Source organism: Wolbachia endosymbiont of Cruorifilaria tuberocauda, from assembly GCF_013365475.1.
Taxonomy (GTDB): Bacteria; Pseudomonadota; Alphaproteobacteria; order Rickettsiales; family Anaplasmataceae; genus Wolbachia.
This window is the reverse complement of the sequence record NZ_CP046579.1, coordinates 172,391-190,988: the sequence shown is the minus strand read 5'-3', so window position 1 is coordinate 190,988 and position 18,598 is coordinate 172,391. Positions and strand designations below refer to the sequence as shown.

General features: G+C 31.4%; 12 protein-coding genes and 1 tRNA gene. 7 read left to right on the top strand and 6 right to left on the bottom strand.

Annotated elements, in window-relative coordinates:
* The first annotated feature begins 135 nt into the window (after nt 1–135).
* From era to GOY13_RS00670, 6 genes are all read left to right on the top strand, one after another.
* Nucleotides 136–1,020, top strand: coding sequence for a GTPase Era (gene era, locus GOY13_RS00695; protein ID WP_175813950.1), 885 nt, complete (start codon nt 136–138; stop codon nt 1,018–1,020).
* A complete protein-coding gene (locus tag GOY13_RS00690) occupies nt 1,013–1,837 on the top strand; it encodes a 3'-5' exonuclease (protein WP_175813949.1) in 825 nt (274 codons plus the stop codon). The genes era and GOY13_RS00690 overlap by 8 nt, the downstream gene beginning before the upstream one ends.
* 440 nt (nt 1,838–2,277) lie before the next feature.
* A complete protein-coding gene (locus GOY13_RS00685; protein ID WP_175813948.1) occupies nt 2,278–3,207 on the top strand; it encodes a ribose-phosphate diphosphokinase in 930 nt (309 codons plus the stop codon).
* Nucleotides 3,197–3,550, top strand: coding sequence for an Asp-tRNA(Asn)/Glu-tRNA(Gln) amidotransferase subunit GatC (gatC, locus tag GOY13_RS00680; protein WP_175813947.1), 354 nt, complete (start codon nt 3,197–3,199; stop codon nt 3,548–3,550). Before GOY13_RS00685 ends, gatC begins: the two co-directional genes overlap by 11 nt.
* 183 nt (nt 3,551–3,733) lie before the next feature.
* Nucleotides 3,734–4,960 (top strand): tRNA (N(6)-L-threonylcarbamoyladenosine(37)-C(2))-methylthiotransferase MtaB, encoded by a 1,227-nt coding sequence (mtaB, locus tag GOY13_RS00675; RefSeq protein WP_175813946.1) that lies wholly within the window; start codon nt 3,734–3,736, stop codon nt 4,958–4,960.
* A gap of 53 nt (nt 4,961–5,013) precedes the next feature.
* The gene (locus tag GOY13_RS00670; protein WP_175813945.1) at nt 5,014–5,820 is read left to right on the top strand and encodes a P44/Msp2 family outer membrane protein; all 807 of its coding nucleotides are present in this window, start codon (nt 5,014–5,016) and stop codon (nt 5,818–5,820) included.
* Nucleotides 5,821–7,122: 1,302 nt separating this feature from the next.
* On the opposite strand, the gene GOY13_RS00665 is transcribed toward GOY13_RS00670, so the two are convergent.
* The 5 genes from GOY13_RS00665 to rpmE all read right to left on the bottom strand — a co-directional run bounded on the left by GOY13_RS00665 (nt 7,123) and on the right by rpmE (nt 15,342).
* A complete protein-coding gene (locus GOY13_RS00665) occupies nt 7,123–8,019 on the bottom strand; it encodes a cation diffusion facilitator family transporter (protein ID WP_175814405.1) in 897 nt (298 codons plus the stop codon).
* 24 nt (nt 8,020–8,043) lie between these two features.
* A tRNA-Val gene (locus tag GOY13_RS00660) sits at nt 8,044–8,116 on the bottom strand.
* Nucleotides 8,117–10,615: 2,499 nt separating this feature from the next.
* Nucleotides 10,616–11,512, bottom strand: coding sequence for an aspartate carbamoyltransferase catalytic subunit (locus GOY13_RS00655; protein WP_175813944.1), 897 nt, complete (start codon nt 11,510–11,512; stop codon nt 10,616–10,618).
* A 2,789-nt stretch (nt 11,513–14,301) separates the two neighbouring features.
* On the bottom strand, nt 14,302–15,096 hold the full coding sequence (locus tag GOY13_RS00650) for an NAD kinase (RefSeq protein WP_175813943.1): 795 nt from the start codon (nt 15,094–15,096) through the stop codon (nt 14,302–14,304).
* A gap of 33 nt (nt 15,097–15,129) precedes the next feature.
* The gene (gene rpmE, locus GOY13_RS00645) at nt 15,130–15,342 is read right to left on the bottom strand and encodes a 50S ribosomal protein L31 (RefSeq protein ID WP_175813942.1); all 213 of its coding nucleotides are present in this window, start codon (nt 15,340–15,342) and stop codon (nt 15,130–15,132) included.
* Nucleotides 15,343–15,469: 127 nt separating this feature from the next.
* Here rpmE and fabD point away from each other — a divergent pair, with 127 nt between their 5' ends.
* Nucleotides 15,470–16,465, top strand: coding sequence for an ACP S-malonyltransferase (fabD, locus tag GOY13_RS00640; protein ID WP_175813941.1), 996 nt, complete (start codon nt 15,470–15,472; stop codon nt 16,463–16,465).
* Between the two features lie 33 nt (nt 16,466–16,498).
* Here fabD and gpmI read toward each other — a convergent pair whose 3' ends face one another.
* Nucleotides 16,499–18,004, bottom strand: coding sequence for a 2,3-bisphosphoglycerate-independent phosphoglycerate mutase (gene gpmI / locus GOY13_RS00635; RefSeq protein ID WP_175813940.1), 1,506 nt, complete (start codon nt 18,002–18,004; stop codon nt 16,499–16,501).
* Between the last annotated feature and the right edge of the window lie 594 nt (nt 18,005–18,598).

Here is an 18,598-nt window from a genome sequence, read left to right as displayed (position 1 = left end):
TAGAAAGCTCATAAGCAATGAGTAACGCCTTATTAGGTTGATTGGCACTTATTGATTCAGCGTATTAGCTCTTACAGCGAATTTGCGCAGTTATATGCTTGACACTAAGCCTTAGTTTTTTTTACAATCTACTTTGTGAAGGAACAAAAGTGCTTATTCGTTACTGTAGCTGGTCTGCCAAATTCTGGAAAGTCTACACTGGTTAATAGCATTATAGGCAGGAAGATTTCAATCGTTACTCCAAAAGTACAAACAACAAGGACACAAATAAAGGGCATTAGAGTATATAATGAAACACAAATCATCTTTATTGACTCTCCTGGAATTTTTTCAGCAGTTACAAAGCTTGAAAAAGCCTTAGTTAGATCTGCATGGTCAGCGATTAAGGGTAACGATATTACCCTGTTGCTTGTTGATGCAAGTAGTTACTTTAAAAACTTAGAGAGAATCAAGGCTATATTTGCACGATTGCGGTACATAAAAGCAAAATGCATTTTGATTATTAATAAGATTGACCTAGCAAAAAAGTCCGAGATAAAGATAGCTTACGAGTACCTGAATTTACTTTACAGGTTTGAGAGGATTTTCGTAATATCAGCACTTAAGAGAAATGGACTTTCTGATTTGATGAACTACTTATCTGAAATCGCACCAGCTGGTCCTTGGTTTTATAGGAAAAATAAAGTGACTGATTCTTCAGTAAAGTTTTTGTCGGCAGAAACTACAAGGGAAAAACTATCCTTAAATTTGCACAAGGAATTACCATATTCTACAGCTATCAGGACTGAACAATTTCAAGAAAAAAAAGATAAGAGTCTAATCATAAAACAGATCATATTTGTGCTAAAAGACAGTCATAAAAAAATAGTACTAGGAAAAAATGGCAGTTGTATTAAAAAAATTAGCATTGAAGCACGTGATGAATTGGAGAAGCTATTTGCACGTAAAGTCCATCTATTTTTATTTGTAAAAGTACGGCTCTGGACTAATTTCCCTGAAGAGTATATAAGTAATGCTTAACTCTTTATTGGTGTTTGATATTGAGACTATACCAGATGTAAATTCTGGCAAAAACTTACTTAACATTAGTGACAATAGTAATGTAAAGGATAGAAGAGATGCATTGATGAAGTACCACCTTGAACTGACAAATGGACAAAATCCTTTTGTTCGCCATCCTCTACATCATGTTATAGTCATCAGTCTTCTATCATGCAATATAAGCTACAAGGATGGTTATGAAGTGTTCACATTACAAGAAATTAGGTCTAGAAGTACATTAAATTTCAGTGAGAAAGAACTAGTAAAGGAGTTTTTCAATTATATGTCTGAAAAAAGACCAAGATTAGTCTCATTCAACGGACGTACTTTTGACATTCCAGTATTAAAATACCGTGCTATGGTTCATGGCATTCAAGCAGAGTATTTTCACAAAGCTGGTGATAAATGGAACGGCTACAACCAAAGATATAGTAGTGATTGGCACTGTGATTTACTTGAATACCTCTCTGATTTCGGAGCTTCTGTGAGAGTAAAAATGAATGAAGTTTGCGCAGCATTTAATCTTCCTGGTAAAATTGGAGTTAACGGGTCACAAGTTATGGAACTATATGACAGCGGGAAGATACAAGAAGTTCAAAATTATTGTGAAACAGATGTAGTTAATACTTACCTGATCTACTTACGATTTATGCACCACCAAGGAAGAATTACTACTGAAAGTTACAACAAGAGTGTAGAAGGGTTGCTTTTAGAATGTGAGAAAAAGGTACACCTAGAAAAATTTAAAAAAGAATGGGAAATAATCTGTAGTGGGAAATTTTATATTGAATTCTAAAGATAATCCTTAGATCTAAGTTGTATACTACTTTTAGTATAAGTGCACTTCATGCCAAGAACCACGACTATATGGATACTGATAGTATACCATGAAATATAATAAGCACTAACACTTGTTTCTTTATTACTTCTATAATGAAAACAATCCACATAACGCGGTTCGAGTAGTACTGAGATTTAATGTCATTTTAACAGTATTTTTAAGTAATTTCCTATGCTAAATGATGCTTGAATCTAGAGAATTTAATCCAATCAATAGCTATTTAATAAAGATAGATCTCAGCACTAAGTAATAGCTACTTCACTTAAAACCAGTACAAGTCAAAGACAAATGAAATATCCCATAAAAATGGAGCTCAGTAAAAATTTTATTAAATAGCTTTTGAATTTAATTCGTATTTCTATTATCTTACAATCTACAAGTTTAGCTACAAGATTATGAAAATAATAATAGGCAGTGCCAGTAAAGAGTTAGGGAAATCAATAGTTAGTAATTTAAATATTCAACCATCACATGTTCAGGTATCAAGGTTTACAGATAGTGAGACGAGCGTGTATGTGGAAGAAGATATCCACAATCAAAATGTATATATAATACAGTCAATTTCTCCTCCTGCAAACGATAATCTAATAGAGCTTCTACTTACAATTGATGCAGTAAAAAGATTAGGAGCTAAAAACATAATAACAATTATTCCTTACTATGGTTATAGTAGACAAGATAGGATTATTAAAAATAATAATATGCAATCCGCTTTTAGTGCTAAATTAGTCGCAAATCTTATTCAAGCTGCAGGTACAAATGGAGTTGCAGTTATTGATTTGCATTCAAACCAAATTGAGGGATTTTTTGATGTACCTGTAACTAATTTGAGTTGCTCTAAAGTATTTTCTGAATCTATTCCACATATAGAGAATTTAGCAATAGTTGCACCTGATATTGGAGCAGTAGGCAGAGCACGTGCTTTTGCAAATACTTTAGAAAAAGAACATAAGATAAAATTGAACAGTGAGATTATTATAATAGACAAACACAGAGAGAAAGCAGGTACATCTCAGGTAATGAACATAGTTGGGGAGGTAACAAATAAAAATTGTGTTATTGTTGATGATATAGTTGACTCTGGTGGAACATTATGTAATGCAGCTTCTGCTTTAAAAAGTCAAGGAGCAAGGTCTGTAATTTCATGTATAACACATAGTGTATTTTCAGGAAATGCAATTGAAAAAATATCTTCTTCCTTTCTAGATAAATTAATAATTACAGATACCATACTTCACAAATTAGAAAAAACTAGTAAAATAGAAGTTATTTCAATTGCATGTATTTTGACTCATTTCATCATAGGAGGTAAAGGTGACAGTTAGGTCAACAGAAGATGTAATTACTTCACTAATAGAATTTGTCAACAAGAGAAAAGTAACAATTACCAAGAAAGAGATGCTTAAAGTTGCAAAACTTGTGAGAATTAAGTTATCAAATGATGAAACTGAGCACTACTCTAAGGAGTTAACCATGCTTGATTGGATATATGATACTTTGTTACAAGTGAATACTGAGAATATTTCTCCTGTACGTTATGGTGCTATAGAAAAGAATATCCATGTACACAATGATATTGTTAATCCTCAAAGTACTAAAGAAGAAATACTATCCAATACAAAATCTGAGCATGGATATTTTGTAGTTCCAAAGGTTGTAAATAACTAAAATGAGCCCAACATTAGTTATTCATGATAAGTATCAAATGATTCAACATGTTGATATTCAAATCTAGTTGAACCACAAGGGTATAAGTTAGTGATAAAACAGTGGTTATTTATTGTAGTTGATAATCCAGTAACTCACTCAGTATTTAGTGTAATAAAGTCATAAAACCTATTAAATTTTAGTATGAATGAAGTAGTAACATTTGGTTGTCGTCTAAATTTCTATGAAAGTGAATTAATTAAGGAAGCACTAAGAAAAGCAAAGAGAAAAAATGTAATTGTAGTACATAGTTGTGCAGTGACAAATGAAGCAGAACGTCAGGTGAAGCAAAAAATACGTAATATTCATAAAAATGACCCAAGTAAAGAGATTATTGTAGTTGGCTGTGCAGTTCAATTAGACCCTAAATCATATAGCAGTATTCCAGGTGTAAGTAAAGTATTGGACAATCAGAATAAGCTAAAAGCTGCAAGTTATTTGCTAGGTGATGATGAGATATTAGCCAGTAATAACAAAGAAGGTACTCTCCTAGTTAATAAATTCAAGGATAAGTCAAGAGCATTTATCGAAATCCAAAATGGCTGTAATCATAGCTGCACATTTTGTTCAATTACCAAGGCAAGAGGGAACAATAGATCTATACCAATAAGTAGCATTATTGAGCAAATTAAGGCTCTTATAGCAAATAATTATCAGGAAGTAGTGTTTACAGGAGTTGATATTACTGATTTTGGTAAAGATCTATTTGGCAAACCTTCACTTGGTTCAATGATCAGAAGAGTCTTAAAGGATATTCCAGAATTAAAGAGGCTTAGGCTTTCCTCTATTGATATTGCTGAAATCGACGAAGAATTGATGGACTTAATAGGCAATGAATCAAGATTTACACCGCATTTGCACCTAAGTTTACAATCTGGTAATAATTTAATTTTAAAAAGAATGAAACGTCGTCATAGCAGAGAGCAAGCGATAGAATTTTGTCACAAAGTAAAAAGTCTAAGGCCTGATATAGCATTTGGTGCTGATATTATTGCAGGATTCCCAACAGAAACAGATGAAATGTTTCAGGACACAATCAATCTCCTAAAGGAAGCAAACATAGTTTATCTACATGCTTTTCCATACTCAAGGCGAAAGAACACACCTGCAGCACTAATGCCGCAGGTACCGGGGAATGTGCGTAAAGAACGGACAAAAAACTTGATAGAAGTAAATAAAGAAATAATGTGTAACTTTTATCAATCTTTGATAGGGACTAAACAAAGTGTTTTGGTTGAACAGAATAATATTGGCAGAGCAGAGAACTTTGCACTAGTGAAGATTCTATCAAAAGCTGAAGCTAAAAGTATTGTGAATGTTAATATCATAGGAATGGAAAAAGATTATTTAATTGGAACTATTCTTTCTTGATTTTTTAATATTAAGAATAGTGTATAGTAACATCACAAATTTCAAATTTATTCATGACTAGAAAATCCATTGTTTTCTACGTATTGTTAACTTTATGCACTATTTTTTCTGCTCATACTAATGAAAGTTGCTCAGGCAATAAACAATGTGTAAAAAACTCAATCCATACAGAAGAATCTTTATGTCCTGAATATGGGAAATCTCATAAAAAAAAGATTGTACCAGTTAAAGACATGAAACTTGATTTTTATATCAGCATTAATAGTGGTAAGATATACTCTGATAACTCAAAGCCATTTGTAAATGGCATAAAAGCAATTGGAGAGAGGGTATTTACCCTAGTTGAAAGGCGTTATGATGCTATAATAAAAAATATAGTTGCGGATGAAATTGAAAGTGTAAAAAAATTTGATGGTGAAATTAATTTTCAGTGGCTTAACAGCATATCTCTAGGTTACTATGCTGGAAGAAACGGCCAAGTTGATTTTGAAGTTATATATTCTAAGTTTAATATTAAAAACGGCAATTCTACTACAATGCTTGACAGCTCAGCTGGTATATTTGCATTTTTATTAAATATTTATTATACCCCTAGTATTCAATGTGTAAAAATTGCACCATACATTAGTCTTGGCATAGGACCAGAGATTTTTAGACTAAGGAAAGTTAATGGATCATCACAGAATTTAATGCCACTGAATATTCCTTGGTTTGCTTATCAAGTAAAGCTTGGTTTTGATTACTCAATAACCTCAGAAGTCAAATCCTTCTTTGGTTACCGTTACTTTAGCACTCCAATACCTATCGCAGATGATATATCTACCCACAGTATTGGGGTAGGCTTGGCATTTAACTTCTAGCAGAGATTAATGATAGACTATTGTCTTTTTTGTATCAGAAAAACAACAATTACATAACTCATATTTCCAAAAGGTAACACATCCCATATTGCATCACATTATTAGCTAGTTTTCTAAAACTACAATGAAACAGACCTTTAAGGTTTTACTTATTTTTTAATGCTTTATAAAGCTACTAATCATCATACCTTATCTCTTTTAACAGAAATTTACTTGTTTGATTTTAATAATTGAAGCGTCTGCCTAACTTTATCTTACTATAATGTGCTATGCATTCCATACTTGGAACTTTAGTATAGTAATTCCTAATAAAGTTATATATCCATAAATACTTTGCCTGCATCAGATCGGTTAGGTAAATTATAACTCAATACTCACCGTCATACTGTTCATTTTGTTAATTAGATGTAATTGGAATTTTTATTGCTTTATATGTATCAGAGGTAAAATAAACTATCACTTACTAATTATTTATAACATGTACCTAAACTTAAGACCATAGTTGAAAACTAAACCATATGATTACATATCTATTACATTAATAAGTTTACTACATTATACAAGTGCTCTAGTACTAGAAAGGTATTTGTTGTACCCACAAGCCACATAACTCTTTCAGCCTTTTATTTCTATTACTTATCTTACTCTAAGAGAGGCACCAACTACTGTTGAGGTACCTCAACAGCTTTTGCAGATACTTTTCCATCATCCAAAACAATAGGACCTGTTTCTTATTGAACAACAAGCAATTATAAATCATTATTATATTGAGATATCATAACACTACTGTAATTATCACTAGTATTGTTTTTGCTATTACTAATAAAGATACTCAGAACACAGTATTGAATATTAATAAAGTTTATGTAATAATTCTACATTTCTAGTTACTTTATCTATATCTTTATCATTTAGCTTGAAAATAATATTTTTCAATATTTCATGGGTTATGTTCAAGTCAATGTAAGAAAATTTCCTATTATAATTAGCAAACTCTTCTATCTTCTGAAGACCAGAAACCTTCATTGATAAAAATATAATTACTAGCACTTTTTATTTGTCATTCTCTAGAAGAGATGTTTTTACATGCCTCATTAATAGATTTGCTTATATAATCAACAAAAAGGAACATTAAATACTCAAAACAACTATTTTATGCATGGTAGGGACAAGGAGCTCTAGATAAATTTTAGATAACTTGACTACTGAATCTCGTTTTCAGCACTTGGAAACCCTTTTTAGGGTAGGTACCCAAGCCTCTCCCGATTTAAGTCCATATACTGATGACAACATTACATTGAGCTATATCTTCAATATCTTATCATCCGCACATTCATCATATTCAATCTCAACTGTGGAATGCGCAATTTCAAACTTATTTAATAGCATTTTTTTTATCTCATATAAAATATCAGTGTGTTGTGCATCTTGTCTTACCTTAGCATGCATGGTAATTATAAAATAATTATCAGACAATGACCATGCATGTATGTGGTGCACGTCAATAACTTCAGGTAGCCTAGATACAATCTCGCTTTTTATCCCTTCGGCTGACACTCCTTCAGGAGTACCCTCAAGAAGAATATGACAAGAATTTTTAAGAATCTTATAGCCACTGCTTAGAATCACTACACTAACAAATACTGATAAAATAGGATCTACTATTTGCCACTCGGTTAGCATAATAATTATTGATGCAAGTATAGCAGCCACAGAGCCCAAAATATCACCTATAACGTGTAATACAGCACTTTTTATGTTTATATTGCTTTCACACTTACTATGCAATATAAAAAAAACTACGACATTGGCAATCAGTCCAAGTGTAGCAATAATTAACATTATTTTCCATTCGATATTGACTGGAAAAACAAATCTCTTTATTGACTCTATTATAATAATCAGTGAAATGAAGAATAAAGTTAAGCCATTGACAAATGCTGCAATTATCTGTAGCCTGTGATACCCATATGATCTTTGCAGATCAGACTTTTTGGATGAAAATTTATGCGCTATCCAACTCAAAACTAAAGCAAAGAGATCAATAAGCATATGCCCTGCGTCTGATAATAGAGCAAGTGAATGTGAAATTATTCCGCCAACTATTTCCATAAACATTGTTATTGCAACTATTATTATAGAACGAATTAAGCGCTCAGACTCTGCTGCTGAATGTTTGCCATTGTGCACTGATATCATATAAAACCTTTTCATGGATAAAAGTGGGTAACACTGGGCTCGAACCAGTGACCTTTTGCACGTCAAGCAAGTGCTCCACCAACTGAGCTAGTTACCCATTGTTATTTTAGTATAGTTCTTTAGCATAATGAAAGTCAATTTACTTTTCAAGTATTATATATGTTATCCTATCTAATATAATTTAGCAATCTAGATGTAGAACTTTAGCTAAACTCTATGAGTTTACATAGATCAACTATTTACATCTTCTTGCTAAAATAGAAATTTGTGTTTCCTTTGTGAGATCATGTTAAAGTTGAAACATATATTTGAAAACTAAATACAAAACAGAACACAAAACATAAGTAGTCATATATTAAAACGAAATAGCAGCACTAAGCTATATAAAGATAAATTACAAGCAATAAGCAAAAGTATAGTAAACAATTTCAACTTATTGAGAATGCAAGACTATAATGATCATGCATATTACGAACTAATTTGAAAAAACAATCCTTCCTCATTTGGGATAAACGACCTTTTAGAAAAAATAGCATACATTTGTTCGTAACAGATTAGCTACTATTCTTATATAGAGAGACAAAACGTTTTAAATTATAAAATGAACTTATCAAGAAACTGTATCTATAAATATATGCTGATAAAGTCAATGTTATAGTTTCATGTATAAAAGCAAACTTAATCAACTATCAAATTATCAAGACTAGTTAAACTATAATGCATTTATAGATTCATGTGCAAGAAGCTTATTATGTTGGATGCTCTTCAATTGCTTGAAAGGAAAAATTGAAGAACATACAAGAAAAAGTCTGAGTGATAATGTGGAGGAGCTAAGGAATTCTCAGAAGAAGATTATCAATAAAGCATGTATAGAGTATCTTAGAGATCTAGAAAATAAAGAATATAGCAGATGAAAAATATAATATTTTATACATGAAAGTCTCTGAGTAACTTGTACTCACTAGTATTAGTAATCAAATTAAAAATGTATAATAAATATGACATAACACCCAACAAAGAGTGAACTTGAAAGACAATGAGGAAAATCTTAGGAAGAAACAAAATTAATCAAGTCCTATGAGTAAGAAACAGATTTACCATTTTATAGTAAAATAACTTTAAATGCTAACAATGAATTTGACTTTCACATGATTTATTTCAGAACAAAAATTTATAGATCTCACTAACAAAAACGATGATGTCACCATCAAATGAAAGTCTTCTTAAGACTTTAGAAAGCACTTTAAAACCCTCTGATAGAATCCTTGGAATGAAGAAAGGTGGTAATAATCTACTTTTACCATATGGAACGTTTCTAACTTCAGATCATTCTTACTTGAGAAAAGAAAAGATATCAAAAATGTTCAAATAGTAGCTGCAATACTCATATACCATGTGGTGTTATACTGCCTTCAAACAATAATTATATCAGCAATTATAATTATATTATTAAGCATGAATTTGTTATACATTAATATTTCATTTAACTTTTAAGTCGGATCTTGCAGGTTTTTATAAAAGGTTTAGCAGAGGATATTACATAATTAACAGAAAGAAAACAATTTATAATTTTGCAAAATTAGTTTGTGATAGGTATAAGAGAGCCTTGCCTCCCTAGAATGATAATTAAAGAAGTCAATAATCCTTATTGAACAGGTACAATATATCACACATATTTGAATAAACTTATCCAAATTTTTTGATAGCTTGCTTATGCAGAACAGAATATAGAAAAACTCTGAATGGTTTCCTTTATTTTAAGGATCTGATGAGAACGCCCTATCTAAGGTGAAGCAAAGACAATTCAAAAAGGAAGGCTATTTTCTAATTTGGTAAGGACCAACTTCAAGTGCTGAAGATAAGAACATTAGGTTTTACCACTCAAGCTGAACAATAAACAGTAGTTGATAAAGGAGACAAATTACAACTTGGCATTTCAAAAGAAGAACTTGAAGATATATCTAAAGTTTATTCTATTAATCTGTTTCGGAGTCTAGAAACATCTTAAAAAAAGAAATACTTTAATAAATTAAGAGCAGAAAACTGTGTTAGTTAAAAGGAATAACATAAGAACAGAAAAGAGCTCTACTATGACCAAGCTTTAAGGAAAAAGCATAGGTAAACATTACTACACTTTATAGTAACATAAAAGCCTCGTTCAACAATACTGAAGAATAGAGAAGCAATTTCCTTATTAAAGTTTTAGCCAAGCTACATGCACTAAATTATAAAGTTAGTACCTTGCAGAAAGATAAATTCTATTAAAAGAAACAGTAAATTCATAATTTATGACTGTGATGCAAAAAAGCTTTCAATACTACATGAAGATGCAGCCTTCATTGAGGTAACAAAGTGCTAATAGCTATAGATTCGCCGCTATAACTAACGAAAATTGAGAAGCAATACCAAGAATATAACTCATATTTAAAGAAAAACTTAACACAAAGTACTCAATTACAGAAGCGCTTAATCTACCATAAGTAGAATTGCATCTAACAAACACACAAAGAGCTACTGCTTAAATGCGGTAACTCCTCGTGTGTGGAGGTCATACTAACCAAGTATAAGCTTTATAGGGTTACACATTTTTTTGGTATTAGCAAGAATTATAATAATGTAGCACAGCTTTGCGTATTGCCAATCCAAACTCAATCTGTTGTAAAATAACACAATCTGCTATATCGCTGCTAATTTCAACTCCTCTATTCATTGGTCCTGGATGCATAACAATCACATCTGGTTTTGCATATGACAACTTCTGTGAATCAAGACCATACAAATGAAAATATTCTCTCTCTGAAGAAATAAAGCATCCATTATTCATGCGCTCTTTCTGCAACCTCAAAAGCATAATTACATCAGCACCTTTTATGCCTTCAACCAATGAATAATAAATTGAATCTACTTCATAAAAATGTCTGCAAATCAAAGTCGGTGGTGCAATCAAGCATATTTTTGCTCCAAGCATTTTTAGTAATCTTATATTTGACCTTGCAACTCTGCTGTGCAGAATATCTCCACATATTGCAATTTTTAAGTTCTTTATTTGATTTTTATGATTTCTGATAACAAAATAATCGGTAAGAGCCTGAGTAGGATGTTCACTACTACCAGTACCTGCATTAATTAGTGAACAGTTAATATATTGAGCTAACACATCAAGGATATCGCTATCTTTTTGCCTAATCACCATGTAATCAGGACTCATCGCATTTAACGTTCTAATCATATCCTTCAATCCTTCTCCCTTATTAATAGAAGAAGAATTCATTGGTAAGGTCACAACATTTGCTCCAAGGCTTTTTGCTGCTATTTCAAAGGACACGAGTGTGCGTGTTGAGTTTTCAAAGAATAAATTTATCACTGTCTTATTTTTTAAAACATGGCAATTTGCAACTTTATCTTTCAGATATTGACTAGCTAGTTTTATTATATTTTCTACATCATCAATCGTAAGATCTCGTATTCTTAATAAGTTCTTTCTATTGCTCATATCTTCTTAAGATAAAGTTGTAATTGAATTTATTCAACTTTCTTATTACCTACCTTTGATAGCCCATTCATAAAAATTATGGATCAATTCTATTCATTATATCGAAAAACTTGTATTAACTGACAATTAGCGTTCCAATTTTATTGGAATAAGTAGATTAACAATAAAAGCAAAACTGAAAAAGATAATGAAGTCAGTTTGAAAACAAGATTCAGAGTTTTATTCTGCGAAGAATGGCACTTACAGTTGCGTTACTTATGGTTCTACCTAGCTATTGATCTCTAGTATAGCTAACCTCCAGTACAAGTAATTATAGAATATCAACGGAAAAGCGACAAAATTCTACTAATAATGAATCTGATGTACTTTCCTTACAACGGTAAGTAAAAAAAAGTGTAGAAGATTATTAAAAAACATCCCAACCCAAGTTGGTTACTTTGCAAAGAGAACTTTAGTGTTGCAACTTGTTTTTATCTGCGTAATTATTTTTGCATTCTAAGGTAAGCTAAGATAATGATAAATTTTTCTTGCAAACAAGGCTTACACACAAAAGCCCTAGTTGACAAAGAACAAGATAACAAAAAACCTGCCTAGGCGAACTATTTTTATTTACATTCATCAGCCTTCATGACACTTTCAAGCAGTATTTCAAGATTTACAGGAAGTAGTCGCTTTGCAAACAAAGCCTCAAAATTCTATAAATACACTACAAGTTCCAACACCTTCAATAATATAATTATTCCTGATTTTAGGCAAAATTCCTTAGCTTTCCTGCTTACAAAAAACTCCAATAAAGCCACAGTATTTTCTCTATCCTTTCCTTCTTTTATGCTGTTTCACAATAATATTTACCATAATACCATTATTATTGATTATGCCAAAATTCTTAGCTTATCTGCATCATCATTTCCATGTCCATTTTTATATGAAAAATTCTTGCAAAGTAACATCTACTTACTACTGCAACACCCCCTTTACTACAGGGAACTCTACAGCATAAATCTAACAGCACCACTACCGCTTATTTTTCTTGCCACATTTTCTGTAATTTTGCTAAAATATTCCTTTATTTCCTCAAAATCATCTTTCGCAATCATAAAAAATAATCAATAATAGGTTATATGGACCTATAAAAGAGTGTACTAATGTCTCCCTTCCATTTCATTTCATTTGCTAAATTTTCATAAGTGTTCAACTCCTTAGCATCTATTAAAACTTCATTGGAAACTAATATTCCAGTTCTTTTTGTAAAATCAAACCAACAATTACTATTATCTCTAAATTTTACTGATATAGCATTTTTTAACCTCTGAATCCACTTTCGGTAGTGGATAACTTTCTTCTTTAAAAAATTGAACTTGCTACGTTTACAGCTAAAAGTAAGTCAGCGCCTTACCAACATTTTCTATAGATGAAAGTAGATGAGAACAACCAGTTCCATCACTTTTGTATAAAAAGCAATAATCATTAATACAATTACTACCATGGATATTAATATTAAATTTTTCATAACTGAATGCAATGCTCTCTGGAGTTAAAAGCACCTAAATAGTAAAACTATAGCAAGAGTGAAATTTATTTAACAACAAAAATTTTGATGATTTTTAAATTAACTATGAGCATTAACATTGCACAGGAAATCTACTCCCTATACAGTACTTTGACAAGTATAAGGTTGGAACTATGATTTGCTCAAGCTTCAAATTCTGCTTTGGCTCATTTACTGTAGTATCCGTAAGCACTTTATATTTTTTATTTAACCTTGATAAAGACTCACATACCATTCTCATGGTAATCTCTCTTGAAAAGATATTAAGAATAGTACAATTTTCTTCTTTATAGTAATATATGGCTAAGGTACGTGATTAATATAAGTATAGCTTAGCCTACAGCAACAACAAACCTATATTCTAATTCAGAAGACTTTAATCAGATCTTTTCATGTTATTGACATCACTTATTGTAAGCAATTCTAAAAAAAGCACTATATTTGTAGCAACCATATCGCTACATCAATTAACAATACAGTAAATACTAGACTATATTGAGGATAATTTTTTTAGTTTTGCAATTGCTTCGTTTTGTTGATGTCAACAAATTCTGTTTTACCACTCCAAATGTTAAACTAAAAATTTGAATGAGCTTCATTGCTGTATTTTATCACAGATTTCATAGCCTCACCATTATCTGATATCTCACATCTTAGCAAAAACTTTCATCCGAATTTTTTTAAAGTTAATATTCTTCGGTGTTTCTAAATTATTTTTTATTGCCAAAAATACCAGGCTAGTGCAAGTGAGAAGCAAATAAAATGATTGAAGTAAGAAATCCCTTCCACTGCACGATACATTTCACTTAGCAAGGTCTTTTTTTCTTTTATCTGAATTGATTAAAGAAGTTATTAGGTATGATTAACTATTTTCAATGCTATTACCCTTTCCACAAAGGGAAGTAATATTGCTTTTTGAAGCACTGATTTTCCCAAGCTATGACCAATTATTCTTATAGATAATGAATCTTGGAGTTTTTACCTCACTCACTCCATTTCATGGCCTGATTTGTTGAATAGATTTGTAAATTGTGAATTTTAACTGCATCACATTTTTGGAAATGCTTGTCTAGATACTGGCATAGCTCATTATATCACCTCATTATTTTAACTTGCTAGCTTAAAAAGTTAGCATCACCTTGTTTTTTTGCATACAGACCTTTATAACAGTTACTGATATGTTAGGGACACTGTAGCTATTTATGGCTAGTAAATACTAACTTAAAGATAAATATAAAATTCAGTATAAGAACTGTCTATCAAAGATCCTTTCATCCAATGAATAATCTTTGTCAAAAAGTAGAGTAACTGTGTTTTCATGGTCTTTCTGTATTTTTATTTGCGATATATCATGAAACTCTTTATAATCTGATACTACAAGTGCAGGGCGATTTTCTACGTCATTAATGTCAATTTGCACTATTGTATCATTTGAAATTAATGCTCCATTCCAACATCTTGGGTAGTAACTATTGATGGAAGTTAGCGCAAGTAAGTTCGAGTTTAGCGGCAAGATCGAACCGCCAGCAGAGAAGTTATATGCAGTGCTCCCTATGGGAGTAGACAATATTATTCCATCACCTCTAAATCTTTTCATCTTTAGCTTATCATTTATAATAATATTCATCTCTACTATTTGGTTTGTTTTTCTAAAGACATATACCTCATTTACTGCTATGTAATGATATCTTTTGCCGCTTGTACTTATAGCTTCCATTTTTAACAAAGTTAACTGAGCTGAAGTTGCATACTCTATATGGTTAATCAAATCCTCACTACAACTAAAACATTTGTTCATTAAGAAACCTACATTGCCAGTATTTGTTCCATACACATGCATGCTTTTATTTTCTATAACGTAATTATGTAAAGTACGTAGCATGAAACCATCACCACCAACAACTATTAATAAATCAAACTCAAGCTTACTCTCTTCTGTTATATTGACAAAATTAAGCTTCTGTAATAGCTTAGACACCTTTTGCGATTTCGGTGATAGAGAAGCAACATAGCCTATATTTTTGTATTTATACATGCTTCAGTCAGTTCTCAAAAATAAGAAGGGAGATTAGAAAATATTACCATATCTATCATTAAATTTAGCTAATTTGCTAGTTCTACTTGCAGATTCACCAGTTAAACTTCCAGTCCATGCAGGATGAGTTAGAGGATCTCTATCAAGTCTTATCTTATCACCTTCCTTTCCATAAGTAGAATAAGTCTCAAATTCTTGACCGTTTGTCATAATTATAGTAATTTTATGGTAATCAACTTTTATCATTGCCTCTTACAAATCATTGGTTTATTAACATAATAGTGAATTGAATTCACTAAGTCAATTAGTATTCCAAATATTGACAAAAACCAAATAATGTAGTCTTCTTAATATAAAAAGAAAAAGTAATTTTATGATTTTTGCTTTTCCTGGTCAGGGCTCCCAATTTATAGGAATGGGAAAAAGCTTATATAGTGAGTTTTTAGTTGCAAGGCAGGTATTCAATGAAGTTGATAACATACTAGATAGAAAGTTATCTAATTTAATTTTTGATGGTTCTATTGAAGAACTTACCATTACAGAAAATGCTCAACCTGCTATAATGGCAGTATCAATTGCAATACTACGTGCTATGGAGTATGTGCTTGGTAGACATATTTTCTCTGATCAAAACGCTAAATATGTTTGTGGGCATTCAGTTGGTGAGTATACAGCACTATGTGCTGCAGGCGCATTGACTCTTGAATCTGCAATCAAGCTGCTGAGGGTTCGCAGCAAAGCAATGCATGATGCATCATTGAAATGTAAAGGAGGAATGGTTGCATTATTAGGTGCAGAAATCAGCGAAGTAGAAGATATATTGGAATCAGCTCAAATTGATTCAATTTGTGAAATTGCAAATGATAATGGTGGTGGGCAAGTAGTAGTTAGCGGTACTGTAGAAGCTCTTGAAATGCTACCTAATTTGCTCAAAAATACAAGTGTGAAAAAATTAATTAAGTTGCAAGTTAGTGGTCCTTTTCACTCATCTCTTATGAAACCTGCTGATGAAGAATTCTTAAAATTCTTAGAAAATATTAAGATAACTCGTCCTTTAATTCCTTTTGTATCAAATGTTACAGCTAAAGAGGAAAGTAATCCCAAAGTCATAAAAGCTTTACTTGCCAAGCAAATCATAAGTAAAGTTAGATGGAAAGAGATGATCTTGTATATGTTAAAACGCGGAACCAATAAATTTATTGAAATTGGGCCTAATAAAGTTTTATCTAACCTGGTAAAAAGAATTGATAAATCCATCAGTATAAAAAACGTAAGCAGTATTAACGTAAGCAGTATTAGTGATATTAATAATTTTTTTAATAAGTCATTAGTGTTAACAGAGAAAACTTTAAGAATTAGTTTTAGCTAATATTAGCATAATTAGGTACAGGCAAAAACATGACTATATAATTAATGAATTACCAGTCATTTTACCAGATTTTCTAATTCCAAGTAATTGTAAAATAGTAGGTGCAATATCAGATAACTTTCCATCCCTTAACTTTAAGTTGCCGCAAGAATCAGAACATATAATAAACGGAACTTTATTCAGGGTATGTGCTGTATGAGGTATATTATTTTTTTCGTCAAACACATACTCAATATTCCCGTGATCTGATGTAATAATAAGCACAGAGTTACCTACCTTTTTTACAGCATTGAGCACTTTTGCAATGCAATTGTCTACAACGAGCACAGCCTTTTCAGCTGCTTTCATATTGCCTGTATGTCCAATCATATCAGGATTAGCATAATTCACAACTATTAGTGAAAACTCTTGAGAATGAATTTTTTCTACAAGTTTTTCTGTAAGCTCGAAAGCTGACATTTCTGGCTGTAAATCATAAGTTTTAACTTTTGGTGAAGGAATAAGAATTCTTTCTTCACCAGAAAAAGGTCCTTCTTTCCTACAATTAAAAAAGAAAGTTACATGTGCATATTTTTCAGTTTCAGCAATACGCAATTGTCGTAATCCATTATCTTCTACTACCTGACCTAAAGTTTCAGCAAAAGGTATAGTAGGGAAAAGGCAATGAATCTGAAAATCTTCTTTATATTCCATCATACTTAAAATAGAAGAGAATTTTGCTACTTTTCTGTAGTTTGCTTTACCAAGCAAAATACTAGTTAACTGTATCATTCGATCAGCACGAAAGTTAGCCAATAATACTCCATCCTCCTGCTTGATACCTTGATAATTACCTATCACTGTAGGTCTAATAAATTCATCAGTTATACTGCTTTGGTAATTATTATCAATCAACGAAATTACATTATCATGACATGGTGCTTTTGCAAAAGCTATAGCATCATAAGCTTTAATTGTTCTCTCCCATCTATTATCACGGTCCATAGCATAATAACGTCCAGAGATAGTAGCAATTTCCACATCACTATCCTTTACACTTTCTTCGAATTCTTGAATGCATTTCTTTCCTGAATTTGGCAAAGTGTCCCTCCCATCTAGAAATGCATGTATCGCCACTTTGATCCCATATTGTGATATTTTATTTGCTAAAGTTGAAATGTGTTTCTGATGTGAATGCACCCCACCATCCGATACTAGTCCCATTATATGACATGTACCATTCTTATCCTTTAGATTACTAATAAAGTTCTGCAAACTTCTATTACTTTCTATTGCTCCAATTTCCTGATTAATACGCTGTAGGCTTTGCACCTCCATCCTCCCACCACCAATGTTAATATGGCCAACCTCTGAATTACCTATTTGACCATCTGGTAATCCAACATCAGTGCCACAGGCAGACAAATTGCATTTTGGGTAATTAGAACTGATATATTGCCAATATGGTGGATTAGCACTGCTAATGGCATTGTGATTGCTACACTCTATTCCATTTCCCCATCCATCTAATATACATAAGACAACTGATTTAAAATGCATATAAAATTATTCTATTGATAATGTAACTATATAATAGAAAATCCCCTGATAATACCAAAAACAAACTCTCATAACAACTCTGACAGATTTTATGAGATTAGTCCTTACAGATAACAATAACAAATATTTAGTAGTAAGCTTAAGATGAAGTTTATTTATATCACTTAATTATAATAATCAAATCAATACACAGAAAACCATGTAAAAGCTTGTCAAAGTTTCTTGTCCTGTAACTTTAATGATTGATGCTAACAATAAAAGATTGCAAAAGAAATCCAGCAGATATATTTTTTGATAAACTAAATCCACTTATATTGACCTTTTCTAGAAGAAATTTATGCATAAGTGTACCAATAGAATAAGTAATGCAGACGTGAGGATAAATAATATACCGTATTATTGGAATAAAATTAATATCACTAATACCATTTAAAAATTGGATAACTCACTTTTATAAAAGACATGAGGTAAATTTCATAACCTTTCTCTACATTATCAAAAAGCACTGCAAACAATATAGTCAATCTGACCTATACTCCCACGTTTGTTAATGTAGGCACACGTTGAAAAATACTAGGTATATTCAAAGAGATA